The sequence below is a fragment of the Variovorax sp. GW821-FHT10B04 genome (assembly GCF_059415645.1).
In genome coordinates this window covers 534,346-560,785 of record NZ_JBWKNQ010000002.1, presented here as the reverse complement: position 1 = coordinate 560,785, position 26,440 = coordinate 534,346, and the positions used below count along the sequence as shown (strand labels likewise).

General features: G+C 68.1%; 20 protein-coding genes. 7 read left to right on the top strand and 13 right to left on the bottom strand.

The genetic code is table 11. The features are described 5' to 3' along the window. Window positions 1-55: 55 nt before the first annotated feature. From gshA to leuS, 5 genes are all read right to left on the bottom strand, one after another. Window positions 56-1,354, bottom strand: a complete 1,299-nt coding sequence (gshA, locus tag AC07PZ_RS07660) for a glutamate--cysteine ligase (protein WP_495294449.1) — start codon at window positions 1,352-1,354, stop codon at window positions 56-58. 124 nt (window positions 1,355-1,478) lie between these two features. Next, on the bottom strand, window positions 1,479-2,774 hold the full coding sequence (locus AC07PZ_RS07655) for a glutamate-5-semialdehyde dehydrogenase (RefSeq protein ID WP_495294448.1): 1,296 nt from the start codon (window positions 2,772-2,774) through the stop codon (window positions 1,479-1,481). 165 nt (window positions 2,775-2,939) lie between these two features. Further along, window positions 2,940-3,986, bottom strand: coding sequence for a DNA polymerase III subunit delta (gene holA, locus AC07PZ_RS07650; RefSeq protein ID WP_495294447.1), 1,047 nt, complete (start codon window positions 3,984-3,986; stop codon window positions 2,940-2,942). 4 nt (window positions 3,987-3,990) lie between these two features. Then, window positions 3,991-4,515 (bottom strand): LPS-assembly lipoprotein LptE, encoded by a 525-nt coding sequence (locus tag AC07PZ_RS07645; RefSeq protein WP_495294446.1) that lies wholly within the window; start codon window positions 4,513-4,515, stop codon window positions 3,991-3,993. Next, window positions 4,512-7,169, bottom strand: a complete 2,658-nt coding sequence (leuS, locus tag AC07PZ_RS07640; protein ID WP_495294445.1) for a leucine--tRNA ligase — start codon at window positions 7,167-7,169, stop codon at window positions 4,512-4,514. Before leuS ends, AC07PZ_RS07645 begins: the two co-directional genes overlap by 4 nt. Window positions 7,170-7,311: 142 nt before the next feature. On the opposite strand from leuS, the gene AC07PZ_RS07635 reads away from it, so the two are divergent. The 6 genes from AC07PZ_RS07635 to AC07PZ_RS07610 are packed head-to-tail and all read left to right on the top strand — an operon-like array spanning window position 7,312 to window position 18,616. Then, entirely contained in the window at window positions 7,312-8,952 is a 1,641-nt protein-coding gene (locus tag AC07PZ_RS07635) for an alpha-glucosidase family protein (RefSeq protein WP_495294444.1), read from the top strand. Next, window positions 8,942-11,104, top strand: coding sequence for a 1,4-alpha-glucan branching protein GlgB (gene glgB, locus AC07PZ_RS07630; protein ID WP_495294443.1), 2,163 nt, complete (start codon window positions 8,942-8,944; stop codon window positions 11,102-11,104). The genes AC07PZ_RS07635 and glgB overlap by 11 nt, the downstream gene beginning before the upstream one ends. A 37-nt stretch (window positions 11,105-11,141) precedes the next feature. Next, window positions 11,142-13,274, top strand: coding sequence for a glycogen debranching protein GlgX (gene glgX, locus AC07PZ_RS07625; RefSeq protein ID WP_495294442.1), 2,133 nt, complete (start codon window positions 11,142-11,144; stop codon window positions 13,272-13,274). A 13-nt stretch (window positions 13,275-13,287) separates the two neighbouring features. Further along, the gene (gene glgC, locus AC07PZ_RS07620; protein WP_495294441.1) at window positions 13,288-14,583 is read left to right on the top strand and encodes a glucose-1-phosphate adenylyltransferase; all 1,296 of its coding nucleotides are present in this window, start codon (window positions 13,288-13,290) and stop codon (window positions 14,581-14,583) included. A gap of 40 nt (window positions 14,584-14,623) precedes the next feature. After that, a complete protein-coding gene (gene glgA, locus AC07PZ_RS07615) occupies window positions 14,624-16,096 on the top strand; it encodes a glycogen synthase GlgA (RefSeq protein ID WP_495294562.1) in 1,473 nt (490 codons plus the stop codon). A 36-nt stretch (window positions 16,097-16,132) separates the two neighbouring features. Then, entirely contained in the window at window positions 16,133-18,616 is a 2,484-nt protein-coding gene (locus AC07PZ_RS07610) for a glycogen/starch/alpha-glucan phosphorylase (RefSeq protein ID WP_495294440.1), read from the top strand. 132 nt (window positions 18,617-18,748) lie between these two features. On the opposite strand, the gene AC07PZ_RS07605 is transcribed toward AC07PZ_RS07610, so the two are convergent. The 4 genes from AC07PZ_RS07605 to AC07PZ_RS07590 all read right to left on the bottom strand — a co-directional run bounded on the left by AC07PZ_RS07605 (window position 18,749) and on the right by AC07PZ_RS07590 (window position 21,459). Next, the gene (locus tag AC07PZ_RS07605) at window positions 18,749-19,237 is read right to left on the bottom strand and encodes an ExbD/TolR family protein (protein WP_495294439.1); all 489 of its coding nucleotides are present in this window, start codon (window positions 19,235-19,237) and stop codon (window positions 18,749-18,751) included. A gap of 3 nt (window positions 19,238-19,240) precedes the next feature. Then, a complete protein-coding gene (locus tag AC07PZ_RS07600; RefSeq protein WP_495294438.1) occupies window positions 19,241-19,948 on the bottom strand; it encodes a MotA/TolQ/ExbB proton channel family protein in 708 nt (235 codons plus the stop codon). 45 nt (window positions 19,949-19,993) lie between these two features. Continuing rightward, window positions 19,994-20,836, bottom strand: a complete 843-nt coding sequence (dapB, locus tag AC07PZ_RS07595; RefSeq protein WP_495294561.1) for a 4-hydroxy-tetrahydrodipicolinate reductase — start codon at window positions 20,834-20,836, stop codon at window positions 19,994-19,996. Between the two features lie 71 nt (window positions 20,837-20,907). Then, the gene (locus tag AC07PZ_RS07590; RefSeq protein WP_495294437.1) at window positions 20,908-21,459 is read right to left on the bottom strand and encodes an outer membrane protein assembly factor BamE; all 552 of its coding nucleotides are present in this window, start codon (window positions 21,457-21,459) and stop codon (window positions 20,908-20,910) included. Window positions 21,460-21,546: 87 nt separating this feature from the next. On the opposite strand from AC07PZ_RS07590, the gene fur reads away from it, so the two are divergent. Continuing rightward, window positions 21,547-21,966 carry a ferric iron uptake transcriptional regulator gene (fur, locus tag AC07PZ_RS07585; protein WP_495294436.1) on the top strand — a complete coding sequence of 140 codons (420 nt, stop codon included), beginning with the start codon at window positions 21,547-21,549 and terminating at the stop codon, window positions 21,964-21,966. Between the two features lie 34 nt (window positions 21,967-22,000). On the opposite strand, the gene hprK is transcribed toward fur, so the two are convergent. From hprK to AC07PZ_RS07565, 4 genes are all read right to left on the bottom strand, one after another. Beyond that, window positions 22,001-22,960 carry an HPr(Ser) kinase/phosphatase gene (gene hprK, locus AC07PZ_RS07580; RefSeq protein WP_495294435.1) on the bottom strand — a complete coding sequence of 320 codons (960 nt, stop codon included), beginning with the start codon at window positions 22,958-22,960 and terminating at the stop codon, window positions 22,001-22,003. 115 nt (window positions 22,961-23,075) lie between these two features. Beyond that, a complete protein-coding gene (locus AC07PZ_RS07575; protein ID WP_495294434.1) occupies window positions 23,076-23,543 on the bottom strand; it encodes a PTS sugar transporter subunit IIA in 468 nt (155 codons plus the stop codon). 105 nt (window positions 23,544-23,648) lie between these two features. Continuing rightward, entirely contained in the window at window positions 23,649-23,978 is a 330-nt protein-coding gene (hpf, locus tag AC07PZ_RS07570) for a ribosome hibernation-promoting factor, HPF/YfiA family (protein WP_495294433.1), read from the bottom strand. A 323-nt stretch (window positions 23,979-24,301) separates the two neighbouring features. Then, entirely contained in the window at window positions 24,302-26,428 is a 2,127-nt protein-coding gene (locus AC07PZ_RS07565; protein WP_495294432.1) for an ATP-dependent helicase, read from the bottom strand. Between the last annotated feature and the right edge of the window lie 12 nt (window positions 26,429-26,440).

Here is a 26,440-nt window from a genome sequence, read left to right as displayed (position 1 = left end):
AGCGCGACCGCGCGCGGTGTGGCTTTGCCGCGCCGTTCGTGGCGCGCGAACCGTGTTACTCGTAGACCTCGGCGTCCGGATCGGTCGCTTCCAGCTCATAGCTGGCCGCGACCATCGCCAGGCGGCCGATCACGCCGTACATGTAGAAGCGATTCGGCGCGCTGGCGCCCGGCTTGGCGCCCGGCTGCGGCAGGTGCGAGCTCTCGGAAAACGCCAGCGGCACGAAGCTCGCGCCCGGAGATTTCAGGCTTTCGTCGGAGCTGCGCTCGGCGTGCACGCGATAGAAGCCGCCCACCACGTAGCGGTCCATCATGTAGACGACCGGCTCGGCGACGCCGTCGTGCACGCGCTCGTTGGTCAGCACGCCTTCCTGGATGATCAGCTCGTTGAGCGCCGGCGGCTGCTTGGGCGCCGCTGCCGCCTTGCCGCGCGGCTTGCGAGTGAGCGCTTCCAGTTCCTTCACGTCACGCACCGTGATCGCACCCAGCCCGGGTGCGCCGTGGTCGGCCTTGACGACCACGAAGGGCTTTTCGTTGATGCCGTATTCCTTGTACTTGCGACGCACCTTGGTGAGCATCGCGTCGACATGGCTGGTGAGCACGTCCATGCCCACGCCTTCGGCCACGTTGATGCCCTCGGCGTGCGTCGACATCGGATTGATCAGCCACGGGTCGATGCCCAGCAGCTTGCCGAAGCGCTTGGAGATTTCCTCGTAGCTGCGGAAGTGGTTGCTCTTGCGGCGCAGCGCCCAGCCGGCATGCACCGGCGGCAGCAGGTACTGCTCGTGAAGATCTTCCAGGATGCCCGGAACGCCGGCCGAGAGGTCGTTGTTCAGCAGGATCGTGCAGGGGTCGAAGTTCTTGATGCCCAGGCGGCGCTTGGTGCGCACCACGGGTTCGAGCGTCACGATGTCGCCGTTGGGCAGCTCGATCTTCTTGGGCGACTTGATGGCGGGGTCGATCGAACCGATCCGCACGTTGAGCCCCGCCATGTGGAAGATCCGAACCAGCTGGGCGATGTTGGCCAGGTAGAAGGTGTTGCGCGAGTGGTTCTCGGGAATCACCAGCAGGTTGCGGGCCTCGGGGCAGATCTTCTCGATCGCGGCCTGGGCGGCCTGCACGGCCAGCGGCAGCATCTGCTGCGTGAGGTTGTTCCAGCCGCCGGGAAAGAGGTTGGTATCGACCGGCGCCAGCTTGAAGCCGGCGTTGCGGATGTCGACCGAACTGTAGAACGGCGGCGTGTGCTCCATCCATTCGAGTCGGAACCAGCGCTCGATGGCCGGCGTGGAATCGAGGATGCGCTGTTCGAGTTCGTTGATCGGGCCGGTCAGGGCAGTGACGAGATGGGGGACCATGCGGCGGCCTTCTGGTGCGCGTTCTGCGGAAAGGGTGGATTGTAGGATTTGAGGCCACCCGCTCAGATGACAAGCGGAAACACTGTGATTCAGTGCACCGCGGCGACGCCGCGCCCGTCGACGCTCAGCTCCGGATCTCGCCCTGCCCCAACACGACGTACTTGAGCGAGGTCAGGCCCTCGATGCCGACCGGGCCGCGTGCGTGGAACTTGTCGGTACTGATGCCGATTTCCGCCCCGAGCCCGAACTCGAACCCATCGGCGAAGCGGGTGCTCGCATTCACCATCACGCTGGCCGAATCGACTTCGCGCAGGAAGCGCTGGGCGTTCACGTGGTCGCGCGTGATGATCGCGTCGGTGTGGTGGCTCGAATAGCGGTTGATGTGCGCGATGGCCTCGTCGACGCCCTCGACCACCTTGATGCTGATGACGGCCGCCAGGTATTCCTCGGACCAGTCGGATTCGAGCGCATCGACGATCTTCGCGGGCTCGCCGTGCAGCGCGCCCTCGGCACGCAGGATGTGCGCGGCAGCCGGGTCGCAGCGCATTTCGACGCCCTTGGCCGCGAAGACGGCGCCGATCTCCGGCAGGAACGCGTCGGCGATCGATGCGGCGACCAGCAATCCCTCTGCCGCATTGCAGGGGCTGTACTTCTGGGTCTTGGCGTTGTCGACCACCTTCACCGCCATGTCCAGCGGCGCCGTGTCGTCGATGTAGACGTGGCAGTTGCCGTCCAGGTGCTTGATGACCGGCACGCGGGCGTCGCGGCTGATGCGTTCGATCAGCCCCTTGCCGCCGCGCGGAATGATCACGTCGACGAACTCCGGCATCGCGATCAGTTGGCCGACGGCCTCGCGGTCGGTGGTCTGCACGAGCTGCACCGCATCGACCGGCAGGCCGGCTTCCTCGAGTGCCGCCGACACCAGCAGCGCCAGCGCCTTGTTCGACTCGATCGCCTCGGAGCCGCCGCGCAGGATCGCCGCATTGCCGCTCTTGATCGCCAGGCTCGCGGCCTCGATCGTCACGTTCGGCCGGCTCTCGTAGATCATGCCGAAGACGCCGATCGGCACGCGCATCTGGCCGACGCGGATGCCGCTGGGTTGCTGCTTCATGCCGCTGATCTCGCCAATCACGTCGGGCATGGCGGCGAGCTGCTCGCAGCCCAGCGCGACGGTTTCGAGCACCTTGGGCGTGAGCTTGAGGCGGTCGAGCATCGGCGCCGACAGGCCGGCGGACCCGGCGCGCGCGATGTCGCGGGCATTGGCTTCGGCCAGCGGCGCGCCGGCCTCGCGCAGGCGGCGCGCCAGCGCCTTCAGCGCGGTGTTCTTGGTGGCGGCATTGGCCCGGGCCATCAGGGCCGAGGCGGCCTTCGCCTGCAGGCCGAGCCCCTGCATGTATTCGGTGACGTTGAACGCGTTCATGGCGCCATTTTCCCATTCCGCCCGCGCCCGCTCCCGCGCAAGGATGTTTCCATCGATCCCTCTTTGCAGAAACACAGGGGAACCGGCTTCGCCGGGCCGCTGGCGTTGCCCCCGGCAAAGGGTTGAAGGAGGCGACACGAAGTGCGCCGCAGCCTGGAGGCGAGCCTAGCGCGCGGCGCGGCAGAGCATCAGGGCGAGCCGCTGCAGGGACTGCCAGCCGCTGGCCGGCCAGTCGGGCTGCTTGAGCCCCTTGACGATGCCGTCCACCGTATGCGCGGCGCGCAGAAGGCGCGCCAGCATGCGGTCGTCCAGCCGCGGCAGCACGCGCTCGAAGGCACGTTCGCGCGGACCCCAGATGCGGTTCTCGCGCAGCGCCATCGGCAGCGGGCGGCCGGCGGACATCGCGTCCTTCACACGCTTCAGCGCGCGGATGTCCTCGGCCAGCGTGTAGTGCACGAGGACCTCTGCCTCGCCCTCGGCCTGCAGGCCGTCGAGCATGCGCGCCACACGCTGCGGATCCCCGCCGAGAACGGCCTCCGACAACTTGAAGACGTCGTAGCGTGCGACGTTGTGCACCGCGGATTCGACCTGCTCCCAGCCCAGCTCGCCCTGCGGATACAGCAAGGCCAGCTTCTGGATCTCCTGGTGCGCCGCCAGCAGATTGCCTTCGACGCGATCGGCGAAGAACTGCAGCGTGCGCTGCCCCTCGTCGCCCGGCTTGACGCGCTGGCCCTGCGCGGCGAGGCGCTGGGCGATCCACTGCGGCAGCGCGGCGCGCTCGACCGGGTCGATCTGCAGCCCGACGCCATTCGACTCCAGCGCCGAGAACCAGGCACCGGTGCGGGTCGCCTTGTCGAGCCGCGGCAGCAGCACGAGCGTGAGCGTGCCGTCGTTGCCGACCGCCTGCTCGGCGAGTTGCTGCAGCGCGACGCTGCCGTCCTTGCCGGGCTTGCCCGAGGGAATGCGGATCTCGACGATCTGCTTGTCGGCGAACAGGCTCATCGACCCGCCGGCGGCCAGCACGGCGCTCCAGTCGAAATGGGCGCCGGCCACGGTGTACGAGCTGCGTTCCGTGTAGCCCTGCGCGCGCGCGGCCGTGCGGATTGCGTCGGCGGCCTCCTGCGCGAGCAGGGGTTCGTCGCCGTGCACCGTGTAGAGCGAACGCACCCCCTTCGTCAGGTGCCCCGCCAGTTGGGCCGCCGCGAGCTGCATCGGCCTAGAGCTCCTTGACCGCAGCCAGACGCCGCTGCAACTGCTGTGCGGCGTCGTTCTGCATGTCGCGGAACAGCATCTCGGCTTCTGCCTCCTTGGCGAGCGCGTTGGTCTCGTTGTAGGTCAGGTCGCGACGTTGCTGGATCTGGGTGTTCAGCAGCTCCTTGCCGCCCGGCGTGCGCAGGCGGAACCGGATGCTCAGCCGCAATTCGAGGTCGCGCACTTCGCCGGCCGAGTTGGTGGAGATCACCACGCGCTCGCGGTTCTCGCCCAGCACGTCGAGGATCGCGTCGGCGGTGGCGGCCTGCTCGGGCGGGACCAGCGTCACCGTGCCGCCGGACGCGATGTTGCGGCGCAGATAGATCAGGAAGGCCGAGTTGCCCATCACCGCCAGCGTCTTGAACGCAAAGATCGGCGGCTTGCGCAGCTCGAAACCGCAGCCTGCCAGGCCGATGACGGTCAGTGCCGCGACGGCGCCGCGCAACACGGCGCGACGCGGCAGGGCACGGGTTGGGTGGATGTCGTTCATAAGACCACGTTGACCAGCCGGCCCGGTACCACGATCACGCGCTTGGGCGCGGCGCCGGGCGCGAAATTGACGAAGTCGTCGCATGCCAGCGCTGCGGCCTCGATCTCGGCCTTGGACGCCGCGGCCGGCACGCGCAGCGCGCCGCGCAGCTTGCCGTTGACCTGCAGCATCAGCTCGATCTCGTCCTGCACCAGCGCGCTGTCGTCGACCACGGGCCACGGCGCGTCGAGCAACTCACCGTCCAGCTGGTCGTAACCCAGCGCCTTCCAGAGCTCGTGCGCGACGTGCGGCGTGGCCGGATAGATGCAGCGCAGCAGGATGCCCAGGCCTTCGCGCAGCGCGGCCGCGTCGCCGGCACTGCCGTCGGGCTTGAAGCCTTCCAGCGCGTTGAGCAGCTTCATCGCCCCCGACACGACCGTGTTGTATTGCATGCGCTGGTAGTCGTAGTCGATCTGGCGCAGCACGGTGTGCACTTCGAGGCGCAGCGCCTTGGCCGACTTGCCGAACGGGCCGGCGGCCGCGTCGCGCGGCGCCGCCGCCTGCGCCACGCCGAAGTTCCAGAGCCGGCGCAGGAAGCGATAGCTGCCTTCGACCGCGGCGTCGTTCCACTCCAGCGTGGCCTCGGGCGGCGCGGTGAACATCGTGTAGAGGCGCGCGGTGTCGGCGCCGTACTTCTCGATCAGGTCCTGCGGGTCGACGCCGTTGCGCTCGCTCTTGCCCATCTTGCCGACGCCGCCGTATTCGACCGACGACCCGTCGGCCAGCGTGCCGCCCGTGATGCGGCCTTGCGCGTCGAGCACCGGGGTGACTTCGAGCGGCGGGAAGTAGTCCTTGCCGCCCGTCGGCCCGCGCCGGTAATAGATCTGGTTGAGCACCATGCCCTGCGTGAGCAGCTTGCTGAAGGGCTCGTCGACCTTCACCAGGCCGAGGTCGCGCATCACCTTGGTCCAGAAGCGCGCGTACAGCAGATGCAGGATCGCGTGCTCGATGCCGCCGATGTACTGGTCCATCGGCATCCAGTAATCGGCGCCCTCCGCGACCATCGCCTGGTCGTTCGTCGGGTCGCAGTAGCGCATGAAGTACCACGAGCTGTCGACGAAGGTGTCCATCGTGTCGGTCTCGCGCCGGGCCGGCTTGCCGCACACCGGGCAGACCACGCCGGCATGGAAGCCTTCGTGCTTGATCAGCGGGTTGCCGGAACCGTCGGGCACGCAGTCGGTCGGCAGCACGACCGGCAGGTCCTTCTCGGGTACCGGCACGGCGCCGTGTTCGTCGCAATGGATGATCGGGATCGGCGTGCCCCAGTAGCGCTGGCGGCTCACGCCCCAGTCGCGCAGGCGCCAGGTGGTCTGCAGCGCGCCCAGGCCCTTCTGCTCGAGCGTGTGGGCCACGGCGGCCACGGCTTCCTTGAAGCGCATGCCGCTGAAGTTGTCGGAGTTGATGGTCACGCTGCGCGTCCCGGACTCGTCTTTCAGGCCGTACCACTCCTGCCACTTGTGATAGTCGAAGTGCGGCTGGTCGTCGACCAGCACGACCTGGATGATCTCGATGCCGTACTTGTTGGCGAAAGCGAAGTCGCGCTCGTCGTGCGCGGGCACGCCCATCACGGCGCCGTCGCCATAGCTCATCAGCACGTAGTTGCCGACCCAGACCGGCACCTGCTCCTCGGTGATCGGGTGCGTGACGGTCAGGCCGGTCGGCACGCCCTTCTTTTCCTGCGTGGCGAGCTCGGCCTCGGTCGTGCCGCCGGCCTTGGCTTCGGCGATGAAGGCCGCGACCTTCGGGTCGGACTTGGCCGCATGCTGGGCCAGCGGATGCTCCGGCGCCACCGCGCAGAAGGTGACGCCCATGATGGTGTCGGCGCGCGTGGTGAACACGTACATGCGGCCGTCCTGGATCGGCTGGCCATCGTCGCCCCGGATGTCGTGCGTGAAGGCGAAGCGCACGCCTTCGCTCTTGCCGATCCAGTTCTCCTGCATCAGGCGCACGCGCTCGGGCCAGCCCGGCAGCTTGTGCTGGGTGTGCTCGAGCAGTTCCTCGGCGTAGTCGCTGATCTTCAGGTAGTAGCCGGGGATTTCACGGCGCTCGACCGTGGCGCCGGTGCGCCAGCCCTTGCCGTCGATCACCTGCTCGTTGGCCAGCACGGTCTGGTCGACCGGGTCCCAGTTGACGACCTGGGTCTTGCGGTAGGCGATGCCCTTTTCGAGCATCTTCACGAACAGCCACTGGTTCCACTTGTAATAGCTCGGATCGCAGGTGGCGATCTCCCGGCTCCAGTCGATCGCCAGGCCCATGGCCTGGAGCTGGCCCTTCATGTAGGCGATGTTCTCGTAGGTCCACTTGGCCGGCGGCACGCCGTTCTTCAGCGCCGCGTTCTCGGCCGGCAGGCCGAACGCGTCCCAGCCCATCGGCATCAGCACGTTGTAGCCCGACATGCGCAGGTAGCGCACCAGCATGTCGTTGATGGTGTAGTTGCGCACATGGCCCATGTGCAGCTTGCCGCTGGGGTACGGCAGCATCGAGCACGCGTAATATTTCTTCTTCGGGTCGCCCTTTGCATTGCGCGCGTCTTCGGTCACGCGGTAGGCATCGGCGGCGCTCCAATGGGCCTGGGCGGCAGACTCGACGTCGGCGGGTTTGTAGCTGGGGTTCATGAGGCTTGAAAACTGCCCGGCGCCGGGTCGGCCGGGGGAAGGCGGATTATCGCGGCTCCGCGCGCGCCTGCCTGCCGGACCGCGCGTTGGCCCGTTTTTCGCATGGGGTCCGGCGGTTCGAAAAAAGAGCTCAGAGGCACGCATGGACAGCAAGGACTGGTGGCGCGGCGCGGTGATCTACCAGATCTACCCGCGCAGCTTCATGGACAGCAACGGAGACGGCATCGGCGACCTGCCCGGCATCACGTCGCGGCTCGAGCACGTCGCCGAGCTGGGTGCCGACGCCATCTGGATCTCGCCCTTCTTCCGCTCGCCGATGAAGGATTTCGGCTACGACGTGTCCGACTACCGATCGGTCGACCCGATCTTCGGCACGCTCGACGACTTCGACCGGTTGCTGGCGAAGGCGCACGGCCTGGGGCTGAAGATCATCATCGACCAGGTGCTGTCGCACACCTCCGACCAGCACGCCTGGTTCGCCGAAAGCCGCGCGAGCCGCGACAACCCCAAGGCCGACTGGTACGTCTGGGCCGACGCGAAGGCCGACGGCACGCCGCCGACCAACTGGCTGTCGGTGTTCGGCGGGTCCGCCTGGCAATGGGATTCGCGCCGGCGTCAGTACTACCTGCACAGCTTCCTGACCGAACAGCCCGACCTCAACTTCCACTGCCCCGCCTTGCGCGAGGCGCTGCTGGGCGAAGTGCGCTTCTGGTGCGAGCGCGGCGTCGACGGCTTCCGCTTCGACGCCTGCAACCACCAGTTCCACGACGCGCAGCTGCGCGACAACCCGCCCGCCCGGCGCGAGGCGATCGACGGGGTCAGCACCGTGCGCGCCGACAACCCCTACGCGATGCAACAGCATCTGTACGACAAGAGCCAGCCGGAGAACCTGCTCTTCCTCGAGCGCCTGCGCGCCCTGCTCGACGACCACGGCGCGGTCGCGCTGGGCGAGGTCGGCGACGAGAACGCGCCGCCGGTGATGGCGCAGTACACCGAACGCGGCAAGCGCCTGCACCTGGCCTACAGCTTCAGCCTGCTGACCGCCGAGAACAGCGCGCTGCACCTGCGCACCCAGGTCGAGACGCTCGACAAGGCGCTCGAGAAGACCGGCGGCTGGGGCTGCCTGGCGGTGTCGAACCACGACGTGCCGCGCGTGGCCACCCGCTGGGGCGGTGGCGGCGCGGCCGACCATCGGCGCGACCGGCTCTGGCTGGCCGTGCTGCTGTCGCTGCGCGGCAGCGCCAGCATTTACCAGGGCGAGGAGCTCGGCCTGCCCGAAGCCGACGTGCCCTTCGAGCTGCTGCAGGACCCGTACGGCCGCGCCTTCTGGCCCGAATTCAAGGGCCGCGACGGCTGCCGCACGCCGATGCCCTGGCAGACCGACGGCCTGCACGGCGGCTTCTCCACCGGTGCGCCCTGGCTGCCGCTGGCCGACACGCACCGGCCGCTGGCGGTCGATCGCCAGACCGCCGATGAGCAATCGATGCTGGCCTTCAGCCGCGCGCTGCTGGCCTGGCGCCGCGGCCAGCCACTGCTGCGCACCGGCCGCATGCGCTTCTTCGACGCGCCGGAGCCGCTGCTGTGGTTTGCGCGTGAGGATGACAAGGCGTCGCTGCAGGCCGTGTTCAACTTGTCGGCAGAGCCGGCGTCGCTGACACTGGCGGAGCCGCTCGCGCCCCTGGCCGAACACCTGTTCACGGGTGCGCAACAAGCTGGCGATACCCTGATCCTGCAACTGCCGCCGTATGGCGTCTATTTTGGAGAACCACTGAGTGCTGCCTGAAGCCGAGGTCCGCGCCCTGATGCGCGCCGAGCATGGCGACCCCTTCGCCGCGCTGGGACCGCACCGGACGAGCGAGGGCTTGTGGGTGCGCGCGCTCCTCCCTGGCGCGCGCCAGGTGGCGGTGGTGCATGCGGGCTCGGGCGATCCGCTCGCGCTGCTAACCCGACAGGGCGATTCCGACCTGTTCGCCGGCCTGGTCCCGGCCGCGCCGGCGCGGCTCGGCTACCGGCTCAACGTGCGCTGGGAAAAGCACAGCAGCGAACTCGAAGACCCCTACCGCTTTCCGCCGGTGCTCGGCGACACCGACGTCTGGCTGCTGGCCGAAGGCACGCACCTGCGCCCCTGGGAACGCCTGGGCGCGCACCTGCGCGAGTTCGAGGGCGTGCGCGGCGTGGCCTTCGCCGTCTGGGCACCGAACGCGCGGCGCGTGTCGGTGGTGGGCGACTTCAACAACTGGGACGGCCGGCGCCACATGATGCGGCTGCGCCGCGGCTCGGGCGTCTGGGAAATCTTCGCGCCGCACGTGGCCGCGGGCGACAGCTACGAATTCGAGATCCTGTCGGCGCAGGGCGAGGTGCTGCGCAAGGCCGACCCGTTCGCGTTCTCGGCGCGGCTGCGGCCCGACACGGCTTGCGTGGTTCAGCCGCTGCCCGCCCCCGTGAAGCTGCCGGCCGGCCGCGCCGAGGCCAACGCGCGCGGCGCGCCGATCAGCATCTACGAGGTGCATCTGGGCTCGTGGCGCCGCAAGAACGGCCACGAATGGCTCGACTACCGCGAACTGGCCGCCACGCTGGTGCCTTACGCGCGGGACCTCGGCTTCACCCATCTCGAACTGCTGCCCGTGAGCGAGCACCCGTTCGACGGCTCCTGGGGCTACCAGCCGATCGGGCTCTACGCGCCGACCTCGCGCTTCGGCACACCGGCCGACTTCCGCTTCTTCATCGAGACCGCGCATGCGGCCGGCCTGGGCGTGATCCTCGACTGGGTGCCGGCGCACTTCCCGGCCGACGCGCACGGGCTCGGCAAGTTCGACGGCACCGCGCTCTATGAATATGCCGATCCGCGCGAAGGCTTCCACAACGACTGGCAGACGCTGATCTTCAACTTCGCTCGCCGCGAGGTGCGCAACTACCTGGTCGGCAACGCGCTCTACTGGCTGGAGCGCTACGGCGTCGACGGCCTGCGCGTGGACGCCGTGGCCTCGATGCTCTACCGCGACTACAGCCGCAAGGACGGCGAGTGGCTGCCCAACGTGCATGGCGGCCGCGAGAACCTCGAGGCCATCGACTTCCTGCGCCGCATGAACCACGTGGTCGGCGTCGAGCGGCCGGGCACCATCACGATCGCCGAGGAGTCGACCAGCTTCCCGGGCGTGACGCGGCCGCCGGAAGACGGCGGCCTGGGCTTCCACTACAAATGGAACATGGGCTGGATGAACGACACGCTGGCCTACGCCGGCGTCGACCCGATCCACCGTAAGCACCACCACCAGAAGGTCACTTTCGGCCTGATGTACGCGCACACCGAGAACTTCATGCTGCCGTTCTCGCACGACGAGGTGGTGCACGGCAAGGGCTCGATGATCGGCCGCATGCCCGGCGACACCTGGCAGAAGTTCGCCGGGCTGCGCAACCTGTATGCCTACCAGTGGGCCTATCCGGGCAAGAAACTGCTGTTCATGGGCAGCGAATTCGCGCAGGTGGCCGAATGGAACGCCGACCGCAGCCTCGACTGGCACCTGCTGGAACACAACGGCTCCCATCAGGGCATGCGCCGCCTGGTGCGCGACCTGAACAACGTCTACCGCCATTTCCCGGCGCTGCACGAACTCGACTGCGAGCCGGGCGGCTTCCAGTGGCTGGTGCACGACGACGTGGCGCAGTCGGTGTTCGCCTTCGTGCGGCGCGCGCGCGACGGCAGCTTCGTGGTCGCGGTGTGCAACTTCACGCCGATACCGCGCAAGGGCTACCGGCTGGGCGTGCCGGCGGAAGGCGAATACCGCGAGCTGCTCAACACCGACGCGGTGGTCTATGGCGGCAGCGGCGTGGAAAACGGCCTGCTGGACAGCGAGGCCGTCGGCTGGCACGGCATGCCGCAGTCGCTGGTGATGGACCTGCCGCCGCTCGCGACGCTGATGTGGGTGCCGCTCTGATGGCGGCCGCGATGGCCACCGTGCAAGGGACGACGACATGCTGACACCGGGCTCGCCCTTTCCGCTCGGCGCCACGGCACAGCCGGACGGCATCAACTTCGCACTCGCGGCGCCACATGCCACCCGGGTCGAACTCTGCGTGTTCGACGGCAGCGGAACCAGCGAGCAGCAGCGCATCGCGCTGCCCGCCTGCACCGACGGCGTCTGGCATGGCCGCCTGGCCGGCGCCGGCCCGGGCCTGGTCTATGGCTACCGGGTGCACGGGCCCTGGGCGCCGCAGGACGGCCAGCGCTTCAACCCGGCGAAGGTCGTGCTCGACCCGTACGCCCGCGAGATCGTCGGCCGTTACGACGGCAGCGACCTGTACCTCGGCCATGTGCCAGGCGATCCGTCGCAGCCCGACGCGCGCGACAACGCGGCGGTCGCGCTGAAGGCGCGCGTGGCGCCGTCCGCCCCTGGCGTGCTTGCCGCACCGCCACCGATCGGCGGCCCGCGCGTCGCCGCCGGCGAACGGGTGCTGTACGAACTCCACGTGCGCGGCCAGACCCGGCGCCATCCCGGCGTCGCGCCGGAACTGCGCGGCAGCTATGCCGGGCTGGCCGAGCCCGCCGTGCTCGACCATCTGCAGCGCCTGGGCGTCACCACGCTGAGCCTGTTGCCGGTACAGCACCGTGCCGACGAAGAACGGCTGCTGAAGATGGGCCTGTCCAACTACTGGGGCTACACCACCATCGGCTGGTTCGCGCCCGAGCTGCGCTACTGGAGCGGCCGCCCCGGCACCACGCCCGCCGGCGAATTCCGCGCCCTGGCCGACGCGGTGCATGCGCGCGGCATGGAGCTGGTGATCGACGTGGTCTACAACCACAGCGCCGAGACCGATGCGCTCGGCCCCACGCTGTCGATGCGCGGCATCGACAACGCGCTCTACTACCACCTGCCGCCCGCCGACCGCTCGGCCTACGAGAACTGGACCGGCTGCGGCAACTGCCTGAACTTCGCCGAGCCGCGCGTGGTCCAGCTGGCGACCGACAGCCTGCGCTACTGGATGACCGAGCTCGGCGTCGACGGCTTCCGCTTCGATCTCGCGACCGTGCTCGCGCGACGCGAGGGCGGCGAGTTCGACCCGCGCGCGCCCTTTCTCGCAGCCGTCGCGCAGGACCCGGTGCTGTCGCGCGCGCTGCTGATCGCCGAACCCTGGGACATCGGCCCCGGCGGCTACCGCGTCGGCGGCTTCCCGGCCGGCTGGCTCGAATGGAACGACCGCTTCCGCGACACGCAGCGCGCCTTCTGGCTGCACCGGCACGGCAGCGCGGGCGAATTCGCGCACCGCTTTCTCGCATCCAGTGCGCAGTTCCACCACAGCGGCCGGGCACCGACGGCCAGCGTCAACTTCGTCACGGCGCACGACGGCTTCACGCTGCGCGACGTCGTCAGCTACAACGAACGCCACAACCTCGCCAACGGCGAAGGCAACCGCGACGGCAGCGGCAGCAACTGGAGCCGCAACTGCGGTGTCGAAGGCGACACCGACGACGCCGCGGTCCGGGCCGAGCGCCGCGAACTGCAGCGCGTGCTGCTGGCGACGCTGTTGCTCTCGCAGGGCACGCCGATGCTGCTGGCCGGCGACGAGATCGGCCACACGCAGCAGGGCAACAACAACGCCTATTGCCAGGACAACGAGATCACCTGGCTCGACTGGGACCGCGCCGACACCGCGCTGGCGGATTTCGTCGCGCGCACGCTCTCGCTGCGGCGCGAGGCCGCGCCCCTGCGCAGCACACGCTGGTGGCCCGCCGGCGCACCCGACGCGGACGGCGGCGCCCTGCACTGGCTGACGCCGGAAGGCCTCGCGATGGCGTCGGCCGACTGGGAGCGGCGCGATCGCGCGGCGCTCGCCATGCGCTTCGATGCGCCTGCCGACGCCGCCACGCCCGCCGCGAGCTGGCTGCTGCTGATCAACGCCGGCGCACAGGCCGTCGCGTTCGACATGCCACCAGGCCGCTGGCTGCGCCGGCTCGCCAGCGACGCCGTGCGCGAGGACGACCACGAGCGCGCGCTGGCAGCCGGCGAAACCCTTCGACCGGCCACCCTTTGGCTGGCAAAAATGACACCGGACGCCACACCCGGTGCTACGCTGGATTCCAACGATCGAGACCGCACGCAACCATGAAACGAGACGCCGAATGAAAGAGTCCATGACGACGCCCGAACCCCTGCAGGCCCATCAACTCGTCCGCCGCACCATCGCCCTCGTGCTGGCCGGCGGACGCGGCTCCCGGCTCAAGCAGCTGACCGACCGGCGCGCCAAGCCGGCGGTGTATTTCGGCGGCAAGTTCCGCATCATCGATTTCGCGCTGTCGAACTGCCTGAACTCGGGCATCCGGCGCATGGCGGTGGTCACGCAGTACAAGTCGCATTCGCTGATGCGCCACCTGCAGCGCGGCTGGAGCTTCCTGCGCGCCGAACTCAACGAGATGGTCGACGTGCTGCCCGCCCAGCAGCGCGTCGGCGACGAGCACTGGTACCGCGGAACGGCCGACGCCGTGTTCCAGAACCTGGACATCATCCAGACGCGTTCCACACGCCACGACTACGTGGTGGTGCTGGCCGGCGACCACATCTACAAGATGGACTACTCGATCATGGTCAAGGACCATGCGGAGCGCGGCATGGGCTGCACCGTCGGCTGCATCGAGGTGCCGCGCATGGAAGCCACGGCCTTCGGCGTGATGGCGATCGACGAGGACCGCCGGATCCAGTCCTTCCACGAAAAGCCGGCCGATCCGCCGGCGATGCCCGGCAAGCCGGACGTGGCGCTGGCCAGCATGGGCATCTACGTGTTCGACTCGCAGTACCTCTACCAGCTGCTGGAGGAAGACGCGGCCAACCCCGACTCGTCGCACGATTTCGGCAAGGACATCATCCCGCGCGCCGTGGCGCAGGGGCGCGCACTGGCGCATCCGTTCGGCCTCTCGTGCGTCACGCGCGAGTCGCGCGGGCCGGACGCCAAGGTCTACTGGCGCGACGTGGGCACGATTGATGCATTCTGGGCAGCCAACCTCGATCTGGCTTCCATCACCCCGGAGCTCGACATCTATGACACCAACTGGCCCATCTGGACCTACCAGCGTCAGTTGCCGCCCGCCAAGTTCGTGCTCGACATCGACGGCAACCACGGCATGACGGTCAACACCATCGTCTCGGGCGGCTGCATCGTCTCGGGTTCCAAGGTCAAGGACTCGGTGCTGTTCTCGGGCGTGCGCATCCATTCGTTCTGCGACGTGAAGGAAGCGGTGCTGCTGCCCGACGTCGAGGTCGGACGCGGCGCGCGGCTCAGCAAGGTGGTGGTCGATCGCGCCTGCGTGATTCCCGCGGGCATGGTGGTCGGAGAAGACCCGGTGGCCGACGCCGCGCGCTTCGAGCGGACCGAAACCGGCGTGGTGCTGATCACGCGCGAAATGCTGCAGCGCCTGGCATGAGGGACCGCATGCAGTTTTCGGTCTGGAACGGGCGTTGACGATGCGGGTCCTGCAGGTCAGCGCCGAACTCTTCCCCCTCCTCAAGACCGGCGGCCTGGCCGACGTGGCCGGTGCGCTGCCGGCCGCCCTGACAGCGATCGGACAGGACGTCCGGGTGCTGCTGCCCGGATTTCCGGCGATCTTCGCGGGCCTCGGCGACACGGTGGAGGTCGCGGCTTTCGAAGCGCCATGGGGCGAACGCGCGGTGCTGCGCATCGGCCGGCTCGCGGCCGATGGCGTCCCCGACGGCCTGCCGGTCTACGTGATCGACGCGCCTGCGCTCTACGACCGGCCCGGCAACCCCTACGAGAACAGCCAGCGCCAGCCCTACGACGACAACCACCGCCGCTTCGCGCTGCTCGGCTGGGCCGCGGCCCGGCTCGCCCAAGGCCTCGATCCGCTTTGGCGTCCCGAAGTGGTGCATGCGCATGACTGGCACGCCGGGCTGGCACCGGCGTACATGGCGGCCGCGCCGCACACCGATGGCCCGCGCGTGGGCAGCGTCTACACCGTGCACAACCTCGCCTACCAGGGCCTGTTTCCCGAATGGCACTTCGGCGGACTCGGTTTGCCGGCGCACATGTTCCAGGTCGACGGGCTCGAATACCACGGGCAGGTGTCCTTCATGAAGGCCGGCCTGGTCTTCGCCGACCGCATCACGACCGTGAGCCCCACCTACGCGCGCGAGATCCAGACGCCCGAGCAGGGCTGGGGCCTCGACGGCCTGTTGCGTGCCCGCAGCGGCGTGCTGGGCGGCATCCTGAATGCGGTCGACGAAGCCGTCTGGAACCCGGCCATCGACGAACTGCTGCCGCAGACCTTCGATGTCCGCAGGCCCGCCGGCAAGCTGGCGTGCAAGGCCGAACTCCAGCAGGCGCTCGGGCTCGCGGTGAATCCCGATGCGCCGCTCTTCGTGCTGGTGAGCCGGCTGGCGGAGCAGAAAGGCCTGCCGCTGGTGCTCGGCGGCCTCGACGCGCTGCTGGCGCAAGGCGGCCAGCTGGCGCTGCTGGGCAGCGGCGAAGCCTGGCTGGAAGACGCCTTCCGGCAGCGCGCAGCCGCAGCGCCCGATGCGGTGAGCGTGACCATCGGCTACGACGAGAAGCTCGCGCATCGGCTGTTCGCCGGGGGTGACGTCACGCTGGTGCCTTCGCTGTTCGAACCCTGCGGCCTGACCCAGATGTACGGACTGCGCTATGGCAGCCTGCCGCTGGTCCACCGTGTCGGCGGGCTGGCCGACACGGTGGTCGACTGCGCGCTCGAGAACATGGCCGACGGCAGCGCCAACGGCTTCGTGTTCGACAGCTTCGACATTCCGTCCTTCGACCGTGCGGTGCGCCGCGCCTTCGCGCTGTACCAGAGGCCGACCGACTGGCGCCGGGTCCGCGCGACCGGCCTGCGGCGCCCGGCCGGCTGGCAGCCCTCGGCCGAAGCCTACCTGCGCGTCTACGAAGACTCGCGACAAGCCCGGGCCTGAAGAGCCCGACCCCATAACCACAACCGCCATCGAACCATGACGATCAAAGACTTTGCCTACGACCATCCCGATCGCGACGTTGCCGCCTTCAAGCGTGCGCTCGCCAACAAGCTGATCTACGCGGTCGGCAAGGATCCGGTGGCGGCCAGCCAGGACGACTGGCTGAACGCCACCGCGCTGGCCGTGCGCGATCAACTGGTCGAGCGCTGGATGACCACCACCCGCGCCAACTACGCGCAGGACGTCAAGCGCGTCTACTACCTCTCGATGGAGTTCCTGATCGGGCGCACCTTCACCAACGCGCTGCTGGCGGTCGAGCTCTACGGCACGGTGCGGCAGGCGCTGGCGGACTTCGGCGTCGACATGTCGGCGCTGGCCGAGCGCGAGCCCGACGCGGCGTTGGGCAACGGCGGCCTGGGCCGGCTCGCCGCCTGCTTCCTCGACTCGATGGCCACGCTCGGCGTGCCGGGCATGGGCTACGGCATCCGCTACGAGTACGGCATGTTCCGCCAGAACATCGTCAACGGCCAGCAGGTCGAGACGCCCGACTACTGGCTCACGCGCGGCAACCCGTGGGAGTTCCAGCGGCCCGAGGTCAACTACCGCGTGCGCTTCGGCGGCCACGTGCAGCGCCGCGAAGGACCGAACGCTCCGTACGGCGCGGCCGACTGGGTCGACACGCACGACGTGCTGGCCGTCGCCTACGACACCATCATCCCGGGCTACGGCACGCAGGCGACCAACACGCTGCGGCTGTGGTCGGCACGCGCCACCGAGGAAATCGACCTGTCGGCCTTCAACCGCGGCAACTACATGCAGGCGGTGGAGAGCAAGAACCACTCGGAGAACGTGTCGCGCGTGCTCTACCCGGACGACTCGACGCCATCGGGCCGCGAGCTGCGGCTGCACCAGGAATACTTCTTCTGCAGCGCCAGCGTGCAGGACCTGCTGCGCCGCTACCTGCGCACCCACAAGACCTTCGACCAGCTCTCCGAGAAGGTCAGCATCCACCTGAACGACACGCACCCGGTGCTGGCGGTGCCGGAATTGATGCGCCTGCTGCTCGACGAATACGGCCTCGATTGGGACACCGCCTGGGCGCAGACGCAGAAGGTGTTCAGCTACACCAACCACACGCTGATGCACGAGGCGCTGGAGACCTGGCCGGTCGAGATGCTCGGCCGCATCCTGCCGCGCCACCTGCAGATCATCTACGACATGAACGCGAAGTTCCTCGCGGCCGTGACGGCGAAGGCCGGCAACGACGTCGAGCTGCTGCGCCGGCTGTCGCTGGTCGACGAGTCGGGCGAGCGGCGCGTGCGCATGGCGTATGTTGCGGTGCTCGCGAGCCACTCGATCAACGGTGTGTCGGGCCTGCACTCGGAGCTGATGAAGCAATCGATCTTCGTCGACTTCAACCGCATCTTCCCCGAGCGCTTCAACAACAAGACCAACGGCGTCACGCCGCGACGCTGGCTGGCGCAGGCCAACCCGCCGCTGGCCGCGCTGCTCGACCAGCGCATCGGCCGCGGCTGGCGACGCGACCTGACGCAGCTCGAAGCGCTGCGCCCGATGGCGCAGCAGGCGCCGTTCGTGCGCGCCTTCCGCCATGCCAAGCGCGAAAACAAGCTGCGGCTGGCCAACTGGATCGAGCAGCACATGGGCATCGTGGTCGACACCGATGCGATGTTCGACGTGCAGGTCAAGCGCATCCACGAATACAAGCGCCAGCTGCTCAACGTGCTGCACGTGATCACGCGCTACCAGCGCATCATTGCCGCGCACGAGGCCGGCCAGCCGATCGACCTGGTGCCGCGCGTGGTGGTGTTCGCCGGCAAGGCGGCGTCGGCGTATCACATGGCCAAGCTGGTGATCCGGCTGATCAACGACGTCGGCAGCGTCATCAACGCCGATCCGCGCGCCAACAAGCTGCTGAAGGTCGTGTTCCTGCCGAACTACAGCGTGAGCCTGGCCGAGATCATCATGCCGGCAGCCGACCTGTCGGAGCAGATCTCGACGGCCGGCACCGAGGCGTCGGGCACCGGCAACATGAAGTTCGCGCTCAGCGGCGCACTGACCATCGGCACGCTGGACGGCGCCAACGTCGAGATGCTGGAAAACGTCGGCGCGGACAACATCTTCATCTTCGGGAACACCACGCCGCAGGTTGCCGACATCCGCGCGCACGGCTACCAGCCGCGCAGCTACTACGACTCGATCCCCGAACTGCAGAAGGTGCTGGACGCCATCCGCGACGGCGTGTTCTCGCCCGGCGAGCCGGCGCGCTACCAGAGCATCTACGACACGCTGGTGAGCTGGGGCGACCACTACCTGCTGCTGGCCGACTACGAAAGCTATGTCGCGAAGCAGGCCGAGGTCGACGCGCTCTACCGCGACAGCGACGAATGGACGCGCAAGGCGATCCTGAACGTCGCGGGCATGGGCGTGTTCTCGTCGGACCGCACGATCGCGGAATACGCGCACGACATCTGGAAGACCAAGCCGGTGGTTCTCAGCTAACCCTCAGGCTTGCTCGCTGCGCGTAGTCGCCAACCCCCTGCGGGGGGCGACACCTGCAGTCCGGCGGAGCCGGTCCTGCGGTGTCCCTGGTGAGGAGAGGGGCCGAGGTTCAGCCCTGGATCCAGCGATCCGTCAGCGAGCGGGTGATGTTGGTGCCACGGGCGCCGCAAGCGCCGGCGCCTCGGTCACGAAGCCGATGCGCGTCAGGCCGGCCTTGTTGGCGATGCCCATGAGTTCGACGATCCGGCCGTAGGGCACCGTTTCGTCCGCGCGCAGCTGCACTTCGGTATCGCGGCTGGCCCCGGCCGTGGCGGCGAGTCCGGCCGCGAGCTCGTCGGCCGTGACAGCCTTTCCGTTCAGGAAGACCTGCCCGGCGCGGTTGACGGCCAGGCTCACGGATTTCGGCGCATCGACCGGCAGGCCGGCGTCGGTCTTCGGAAGGTCGAGCCGGATCGAACTGGCCATCAACGGCGCCGTGATGATGAAGATCACCAGCAGCACCAGCATCACGTCGACCAGCGGCGTGACGTTGATGTCGGACAACGGCCTGGCGCCCGAGCCCTTGGCTGCTGCGCTACGGCCTGCGCCGCCGGAACCGAGCGGATGGCGGCCGAAGGCCATGGTTCAGGCGACGACCGGCATGACCCGGGCCGGCGGCAACGGCGTGGAAGCGGCCGGCTCGCCGAACATCGCGAGCAGGTCGTGCGCAAAGCCTTCCAGTTCGGCCTCGATGCGACCGATCACGCGACCGAAGACGTTGTACGCGAGCACGGCCGGTATGGCGACGGCCAGGCCCAGCGCCGTCATCACCAGCGCCTCGCCGACCGGCCCCGCCACCTTGTCGATGGTGAAGCCGCCCGCCTGGCCCGCAATGCCCGAGAGCGCGTGGTAGATGCCCCAGACGGTTCCGAGCAGGCCGACGAAAGGCGCCGTCGCGCCCACGGTCGCCAGCAGGATCTGGCCACTCTGCAAGCGCTGCAGTGCGCCGTGCAGCGCATTGCGCAGGACGCGCGTGAGCCGCTGGCTGCGATCGCCGGCCTGGCCGAGCGTGCCGGCGGCCTGCGTGGACTCGCGCATCAGCGCGGCCAGCGCGCCGACGGCGGGTGACACGAGCGCTGCGCCGTCGAAGCCCTGCAGGCGCTGCTCGGCTTCAGCCAGCGACGGGGACTGCCAGAACGCGGCAATGCTTCGCACCACGTGGCGGGTTCCACCACGCAACAGCCACGCCTTCCAGAGAATCACGACCCAGCTCGCCACCGACATCGCGAACAGCAGCACGGCCACCGTGCGGCTCACCGCATCGCCCTGCGAGAGCAGCGACAGCACGCTCATGGAAGCAAAGGGGCTGGAAGCGCGACGCGCATGCGGGTCGGCCCGTTAGCGCAGACCCAGGACGTCGAACATGTCGAACAGCCCGGACTTCTGCGCCGAAAGGAAGCGCGCCGCGCGCAGGCTGCCCTGCGCATAGGTCGTACGGCTGGACGACTTGTGCGTGATCTCGATGCGCTCGCCCGTGCCGGCGAACAGCACGGTGTGGTCGCCGACGATGTCGCCGCCACGGATGGTCGCGAAGCCGATCGACGACGGGTCGCGCTCGCCGGTCACGCCTTCGCGCGAATAGACGGCGCAATCCTTGAGATCGCGGCCCAGCGCGTCGGCGATGACCTCGCCCATCTTGAGCGCGGTGCCCGACGGCGCGTCGACCTTGTGGCGATGGTGCGCCTCGATCACTTCGATGTCGTAGCCAGTCGACAGCGCCTTGGCCGCCATTTCGAGCAGCTTGAAGGTCACGTTGACGCCGACGCTCATGTTGGGCGCCATGACGATCGCGATGTCCCTGGCGATGTCGGCGATCTCCGCCTTCTGTGCATCGCTGAAGCCGGTGGTGCCGATCACGGCCTGCACGCCGAGCTCGCGGCACACGGCCAGATGGGCCAGCGTGCCCTCGGGACGGGTGAAGTCGATCAGCACCTGGGCATTCTTCAGCCCGGCCCGCAGATCGGACGTGATGGCCACGCCGCTGTTCACACCAAGAAAGGCCGACGCGTCGGTGCCGATGTCGGCCCCGCCGGCTACGGCCAGCGCGCCGGCGAGCTCGAGGTCATCGGCGTTGCGCACGGCCTCGATGAGCATGCGGCCCATGCGGCCCGAAGCACCTGCGATCGCGATGCGCCGCAGCGAAATGTTGGAAGAGGATGGGGATGCTGCGGTCACGCGGATTCAGCCTTCGGAAAACATCGATCGGGCGGCATGCGAGCGCAATGCCGGCGAACCGTACGCGGGCGCGGGGCTCAGCGCTTCGATTCGAGGGGAGGATAGCTGGCCGGCAGCGGCGGAAGCGCCGTCGGGGCAGCGCTGGTCGCAGCGGGTTTGGCCGGCGCCAGTTTCTTGAGCTCTTCTTCGGTCGCCTCGAGCTGCGGAATCTTCCCGGTGTGCTTGCGCCCATCGAGCGTCGCAACGAACTCCTGCTCGCTCGGCATCGTGTCGCCTTCGAAACGGGCCAGCAATTCGCCGTTGAAGAACAGCGTCAGGCGGCGCTGTTGCGCTTCGACGCCCTGGCGACGGATGGTGAAGACGTAATCCCAGCGGTCGTTGTGGAACACGTCGGTCAGGAGCGACGTGCCGAGAATCTCGCGCACCTGCTGCCGGGACATGCCGACCTTGAGCATGTCGACCTGTTCCTTCGAGACGAAGTTGCCCTGGACGATCTCGACCTTGTACGGCGTAACGGCAACCAGCGCACTGCGCGTGCTTTCAGTGACACTGCTGCAGGCACCCAGCGCTGCAGTGGCCGCGGCAGCAGCTGCGAGCAACCACAGGCGGCTTCGGAAAATGGCGAGCATGGGCAAAAGGGGTAGCGATATGATCGACCCATTGTAGCGGCTGGCCCCTCGGCGGGGCTTTCCCGCAGGGCCGGCGCAGGAATCATCATGGGCAATATCGACGAACTCAAAAGTACCGGCCTGAAGGCCACGCTGCCGCGCCTGAAGATTCTCGAGATCTTCCAGACCGGTACCCAGCGACACATGACGGCGGAAGACGTGTTCCGCGTCCTTCTCAACGATCATTCCGACATCGGGCTGGCAACGGTCTACCGCGTGCTCACGCAGTTCGAGCAGGCCGGCATTCTGGAACGCAGCCACTTCGAAAGCGGCAAGGCGGTCTACGAACTGAACGAAGGCACGCACCACGATCACCTGGTGTGCACCTCGTGCGGCCGCGTCGAGGAGTTCTACGACGCCGAGATCGAACGTCGCCAGCAGTTGATCGCCAAGGACAAGGGCTGGGTCCTCCAGGACCACGCGATGTCGCTGTACGGTCTCTGCAGCAACTGCACCGACAAGCGCTGAAACGCACGCTGCCGGCGGCGCCGGAAGTCGTCTTTCAGAGGCCTTTGCTGGCCTCTTCCATCGCCTTGTGGTGGCGCGCCACGAAATCCGCATAGGTATCGATGCCGCGCAGCTGCAGGATCGAATTGCGCACGGCCGCCTCCACCAGCACCGCGATGTTGCGGCCCGCGACCACCTGGATGATGACCTTGCGCACCGGGATGCCCAGCACGTCCTGCGTGAGCGGCGCTGCGGGCATGCGCTCGTAGTCGCGCTCGAAACTGTCGCGCCGCACCAGGTGCACGATCAGCTTCAGGCGCATCTTCCGGCGCACGGCGGTCTCGCCGAAGATCGCGCGAATGTCGAGCAGGCCGATGCCGCGCACTTCCAGCAGGTTCTGCAGCAGCTCGGGGCAGCGGCCCTCGATGGTGTTCTGGTTGATCCGGTAGAGGTCGACGGCGTCGTCGGCCACCAGGCCGTTGCCGCGCGATATCAATTCCAGCCCGAGCTCGCTCTTTCCGAGGCCCGACTCACCGGTGATCATCACGCCCAACCCCAGGATGTCCATGAACACGCCGTGCATCGAGGTGCGCTCGGCAAAGTGCTTGGACAGATAGGCGCGCAGCAGGTCGATCACGAAGGCCGACGACTCGCGCGTGGCGAACAACGGCAACTGGGCGCGTTCGCAGATCGACAGCAGGTCATCCGGCGGCGCCTGGCCGTCGGCCAGCACCAGCATCGGCGGCTCCAGGGTCACGATGCGTGCGATCCGCCGGGCGCAGTCCTCGGGCGTGCCGCGCGCCAGGTAAGCGACCTCGCGTGCGCCCAGGATCTGCACGCGATAGGGGTGGATGTAGTTGAGGTAGCCGACCAGATCCGCGGCGGACTGCGCGCGGCTGATGACCTCCGAATCGAACTGCCGCTCCGAAGCACCCAGGCCGGCGAGCCACTCCCAGCGCAGCGCGCCACGAAAATCCTCGAACATCGCATCGGCGCTGATGACCGTCGGCTTCATGAACTACCTTTGAAAAACGCAGGGCGCCTGGGCTGGGGGACGGCAGTTTTCAGCGCGAGGCCGGCGACGCAGCAGGCCGGATGCGCATTGCACGCGTCGTCGCCGCGTGCAAGGGCTAGACCACCTGGGCCGATTGCCAACTGGCGATCAGGCCGTGAAGCGCCACAGCGTCGGTGCTCGACTTGATCTGTTCGCGCAAGGGCCCGTCACTGAGAAGTTCGGCGATTTCCGAGAGGATCTCGAGGTGCTTCTGGGTGGCTGCTTCAGGCACCAGCAAAAAGATCAACAGCACGACCGGCTGTTCGTCGGGCGCATCGAATCCGATGGGATGGGCCAGCTGGAACACGGCGGCCATCGGCGACTTCAAGCCCTTGATGCGGCCGTGCGGAATGCCGACACCGTGACCGAGGCCCGTCGAGCCGAGCCGTTCGCGCGCGAACAGGCTGTCGGTGATGAGCGCACGGCTGAGGCCATGGAGGTTTTCGAACAGCAGGCCGGCTTCCTCGAAAGCACGCTTCTTGCTGGTGACATCGACGCTCACGAGCACTTGAGCGGGCGGCAGGATGGACGCGAGGCGATTCATGGTGGGTGCAGAGCGGGGGCGATTATGCACCTGCCCTGAAAAAAGCAAAGGGCCGCCCGAGGGCAGCCCACAAGAGTATTTGCCCGAAGGGCAGTGCGCAACGGCCTACATCAGACGTTTAGGCGCTGCATGGTGATGGTCCTGCAGGCGGTCTTTGTGGCGCACGACCTGGCGGTCGAGCTTGTCGACCAGCTCGTCCACCGCGGCATACAGATCAGCATGGCTCGACTCCGCGAACATGTCGTTTCCCTTGACGTGGATGTTGCATTCGGCGCGTTGCCGGCGCTCCTTCTCCTTCTGGTTCTCCACCGTGAGGATCACCTTCACATCGACCACCTGATCGAAGTGCCGGGATATCCGGTCGAGCTTGCTCGTCACGTACTTGCGCAAGGCGGGAGAAACGTCGAGGTGATGGCCGCTGATCGTCAAATTCATGAATGACCTCCTGGAATTGACGGTTGGGGAAATGGCCGGCGTCCCGGAATGGCACGTCGACCGGCGAAAAAACGGAGTGGCTGATGCGGGGGAGATGAGATTGGAGAGGGAAATTCGGGGGGTCGATTCACTATGCCCAAGCCGTCACGGTAATGCAATCTCGGCGCGGTAAGCGTCTGCATCGCATCCGTTTCATGCGCTGGATCAGCTAGCCATTTGATAGCGGCAGCGCTTGCAGCCTCGCGGTGCGCCGGGCCGAAATGCCGAGCGGTTCTTTCGACGAAAAAAAGAAATCGACCCTTTTTCAAACAGGGCCGAAATGCTCAGCGCCAGGTTGCCCGCATCCGGCTCAGGAGGTCGAGCGTGGCGGCCGGCGCCGGGACGCCAACGGCGCGTGCGGGCGGCGGCGGCCAGGTCACATGCTCGAAGCGATGCGCGTCCGATTCGGGAATGAAGCGCGTGCGACCCGCATAGAGATGCCGATCGCCACGCGCCGCCTGCTGCGTGACGTAGAAGCGCTGCGGCACCAGCAGGTGCAGATGGTCGCGCGCTCGCGTCATCGCGACGTAGAGCAGCCGCCGTTCCTCTTCCAGCTCATGCGCCCCCTGCGCCACGTCGGCCGGGATGCAGCCGTCGACCGCGTTGAGCACGTGCACCGACGTCCATTCCTGCCCCTTCGCCGAATGGATGGTCGACAGGATCAGGTAGTCCTCGTCGAGCAGCGGCGGCCCCGCCCGGTCGCTCGTGGCTTCCGGTGGATCGAGCGTGAGCTCGGTCAGAAAGCGCTCGCGCGACGCATAGCCCGAGGCCAGCCGCGCGAGCTGCTCCACGTCGCCGCGGCGCACGCCGGCATCGTCGTGCAACCGTTCGAGGTGCGGCAGGTACCAGTCCAGCGCCAATTCCATGTCGGCCGGCCAGGCCAATCCGGGTGCGCGCAGCGCGGCGTAGATGTCGGCGAAGCGCTGCCATTCGACCTTCGCTGCCGCTGGCGGCGAGAAATCCTGCACCGCCGCGGCAGGGTCTGCAGCCTGGTCCATGGCATCGAGCAGTCGCGCCGAAGTCGCCGGACCGATTCCGGGAATCAGCTGCGTGACCCGGAAACCCGCCATGCGCCCACGCGGGTTCTGGACGAAGCGCAGTACGGCAAGCAGGTCCTTGACGTGCGACGCCTCGAGGAATTTCAGGCCGCCGTATTTCACGAACGGAATGTTGCGGCGCACCAGTTCGAGTTCGAGCGCCGCACTGTGGGTCGAGGTCCGGAACAGCACCGCCTGCGACTTCAACGCCAGCCCGCCCTCGCGGTGCGCGAGCACGCGATCGGCCACCCAGCAGGCCTGCTGCGCCTCGTCGGGCACCAGCACGATCTGCGGACGTCCGGCCGATGGCTTGTCGGTCCACAGCGTCTTGGCGTGGCGTTCGGCCGCGGCGGCGATCACCGCGTTCGAGACGTCCAGGATCGGCTGCGTCGAACGGTAATTGCGCTCCAGCGTGACGACGCGCGCCGGCACCGGCTCCGGCCCCTGCGCGCCTGGCCGGGAAAACTGCCCCGGAAAATCGAGGATGTTGCGCACCGTTGCGCCCCGAAAGGAATAAATCGACTGCGCATCGTCGCCGACCACGGTGAGTCCGCGCCCGTCCGGCTTGAGTGCGAGCATGATCGCCGACTGCAGCCGGTTGGTGTCCTGGTACTCGTCGACCAGCACGTGATCGAAGCGGCCGCCCACCAGCCGCGCCCAGCTCGGGTCCGCGACCATTTCGGCCCAGTACAGCAGCAGGTCGTCGTAGTCGAGCACCTGCTGGCGCTGCTTGGCTTCCACGTAGGCGCCGAACAGCCGCTTGAGTTCGGCCTCCCAGTCGGCGCACCACGGGAACGCATCGCGCAGCACTTCGGCCAGCGGCGCGCAGGTGTTGACGACGCGCGAGTAGATCGACAGGCAGGTTCCCTTGCGCGGAAAACGGCGCTCCGTGGCTGAAAAGCCGAGCTCGTGCCGCACCAGGCCCATCAGGTCTTCGGCGTCGCCGCGGTCGTGGATCGTGAAGTTCTCATCGAGCCCGATCGACGCCGCATATTCGCGCAACAGCCGCGCGCCGATGCCGTGGAAGGTGCCGGCCCAGGGCAGCGCAGGCGGCGATTCGGCCCCCAGGCCGAGCACGCGTGCCAGCACCTGGCCGGCACGGCGGCCCATCTCCTGCGCCGCACGGCGCGAAAAGGTCAGCAACAGGATGCGCTGCGGATCGGCGCCCTGCGCGATCAGGTGCGCCACCCGGTGCGCCAGCGTGGCGGTCTTGCCGGAACCCGCGCCGGCGATCACCAGCAGCGGCCGCGTGTCGCCGACAGCGGCGCCGACACCGTGCTCCACGGCTGCGCGCTGCGCCTCGTTGAGCGTGGAAAGTGCCTGCGCCAGACGCTCGGCCTGGCTGTGTGGAACGGAAGCGGCGATGGAGGACATCGGGGCGCGACT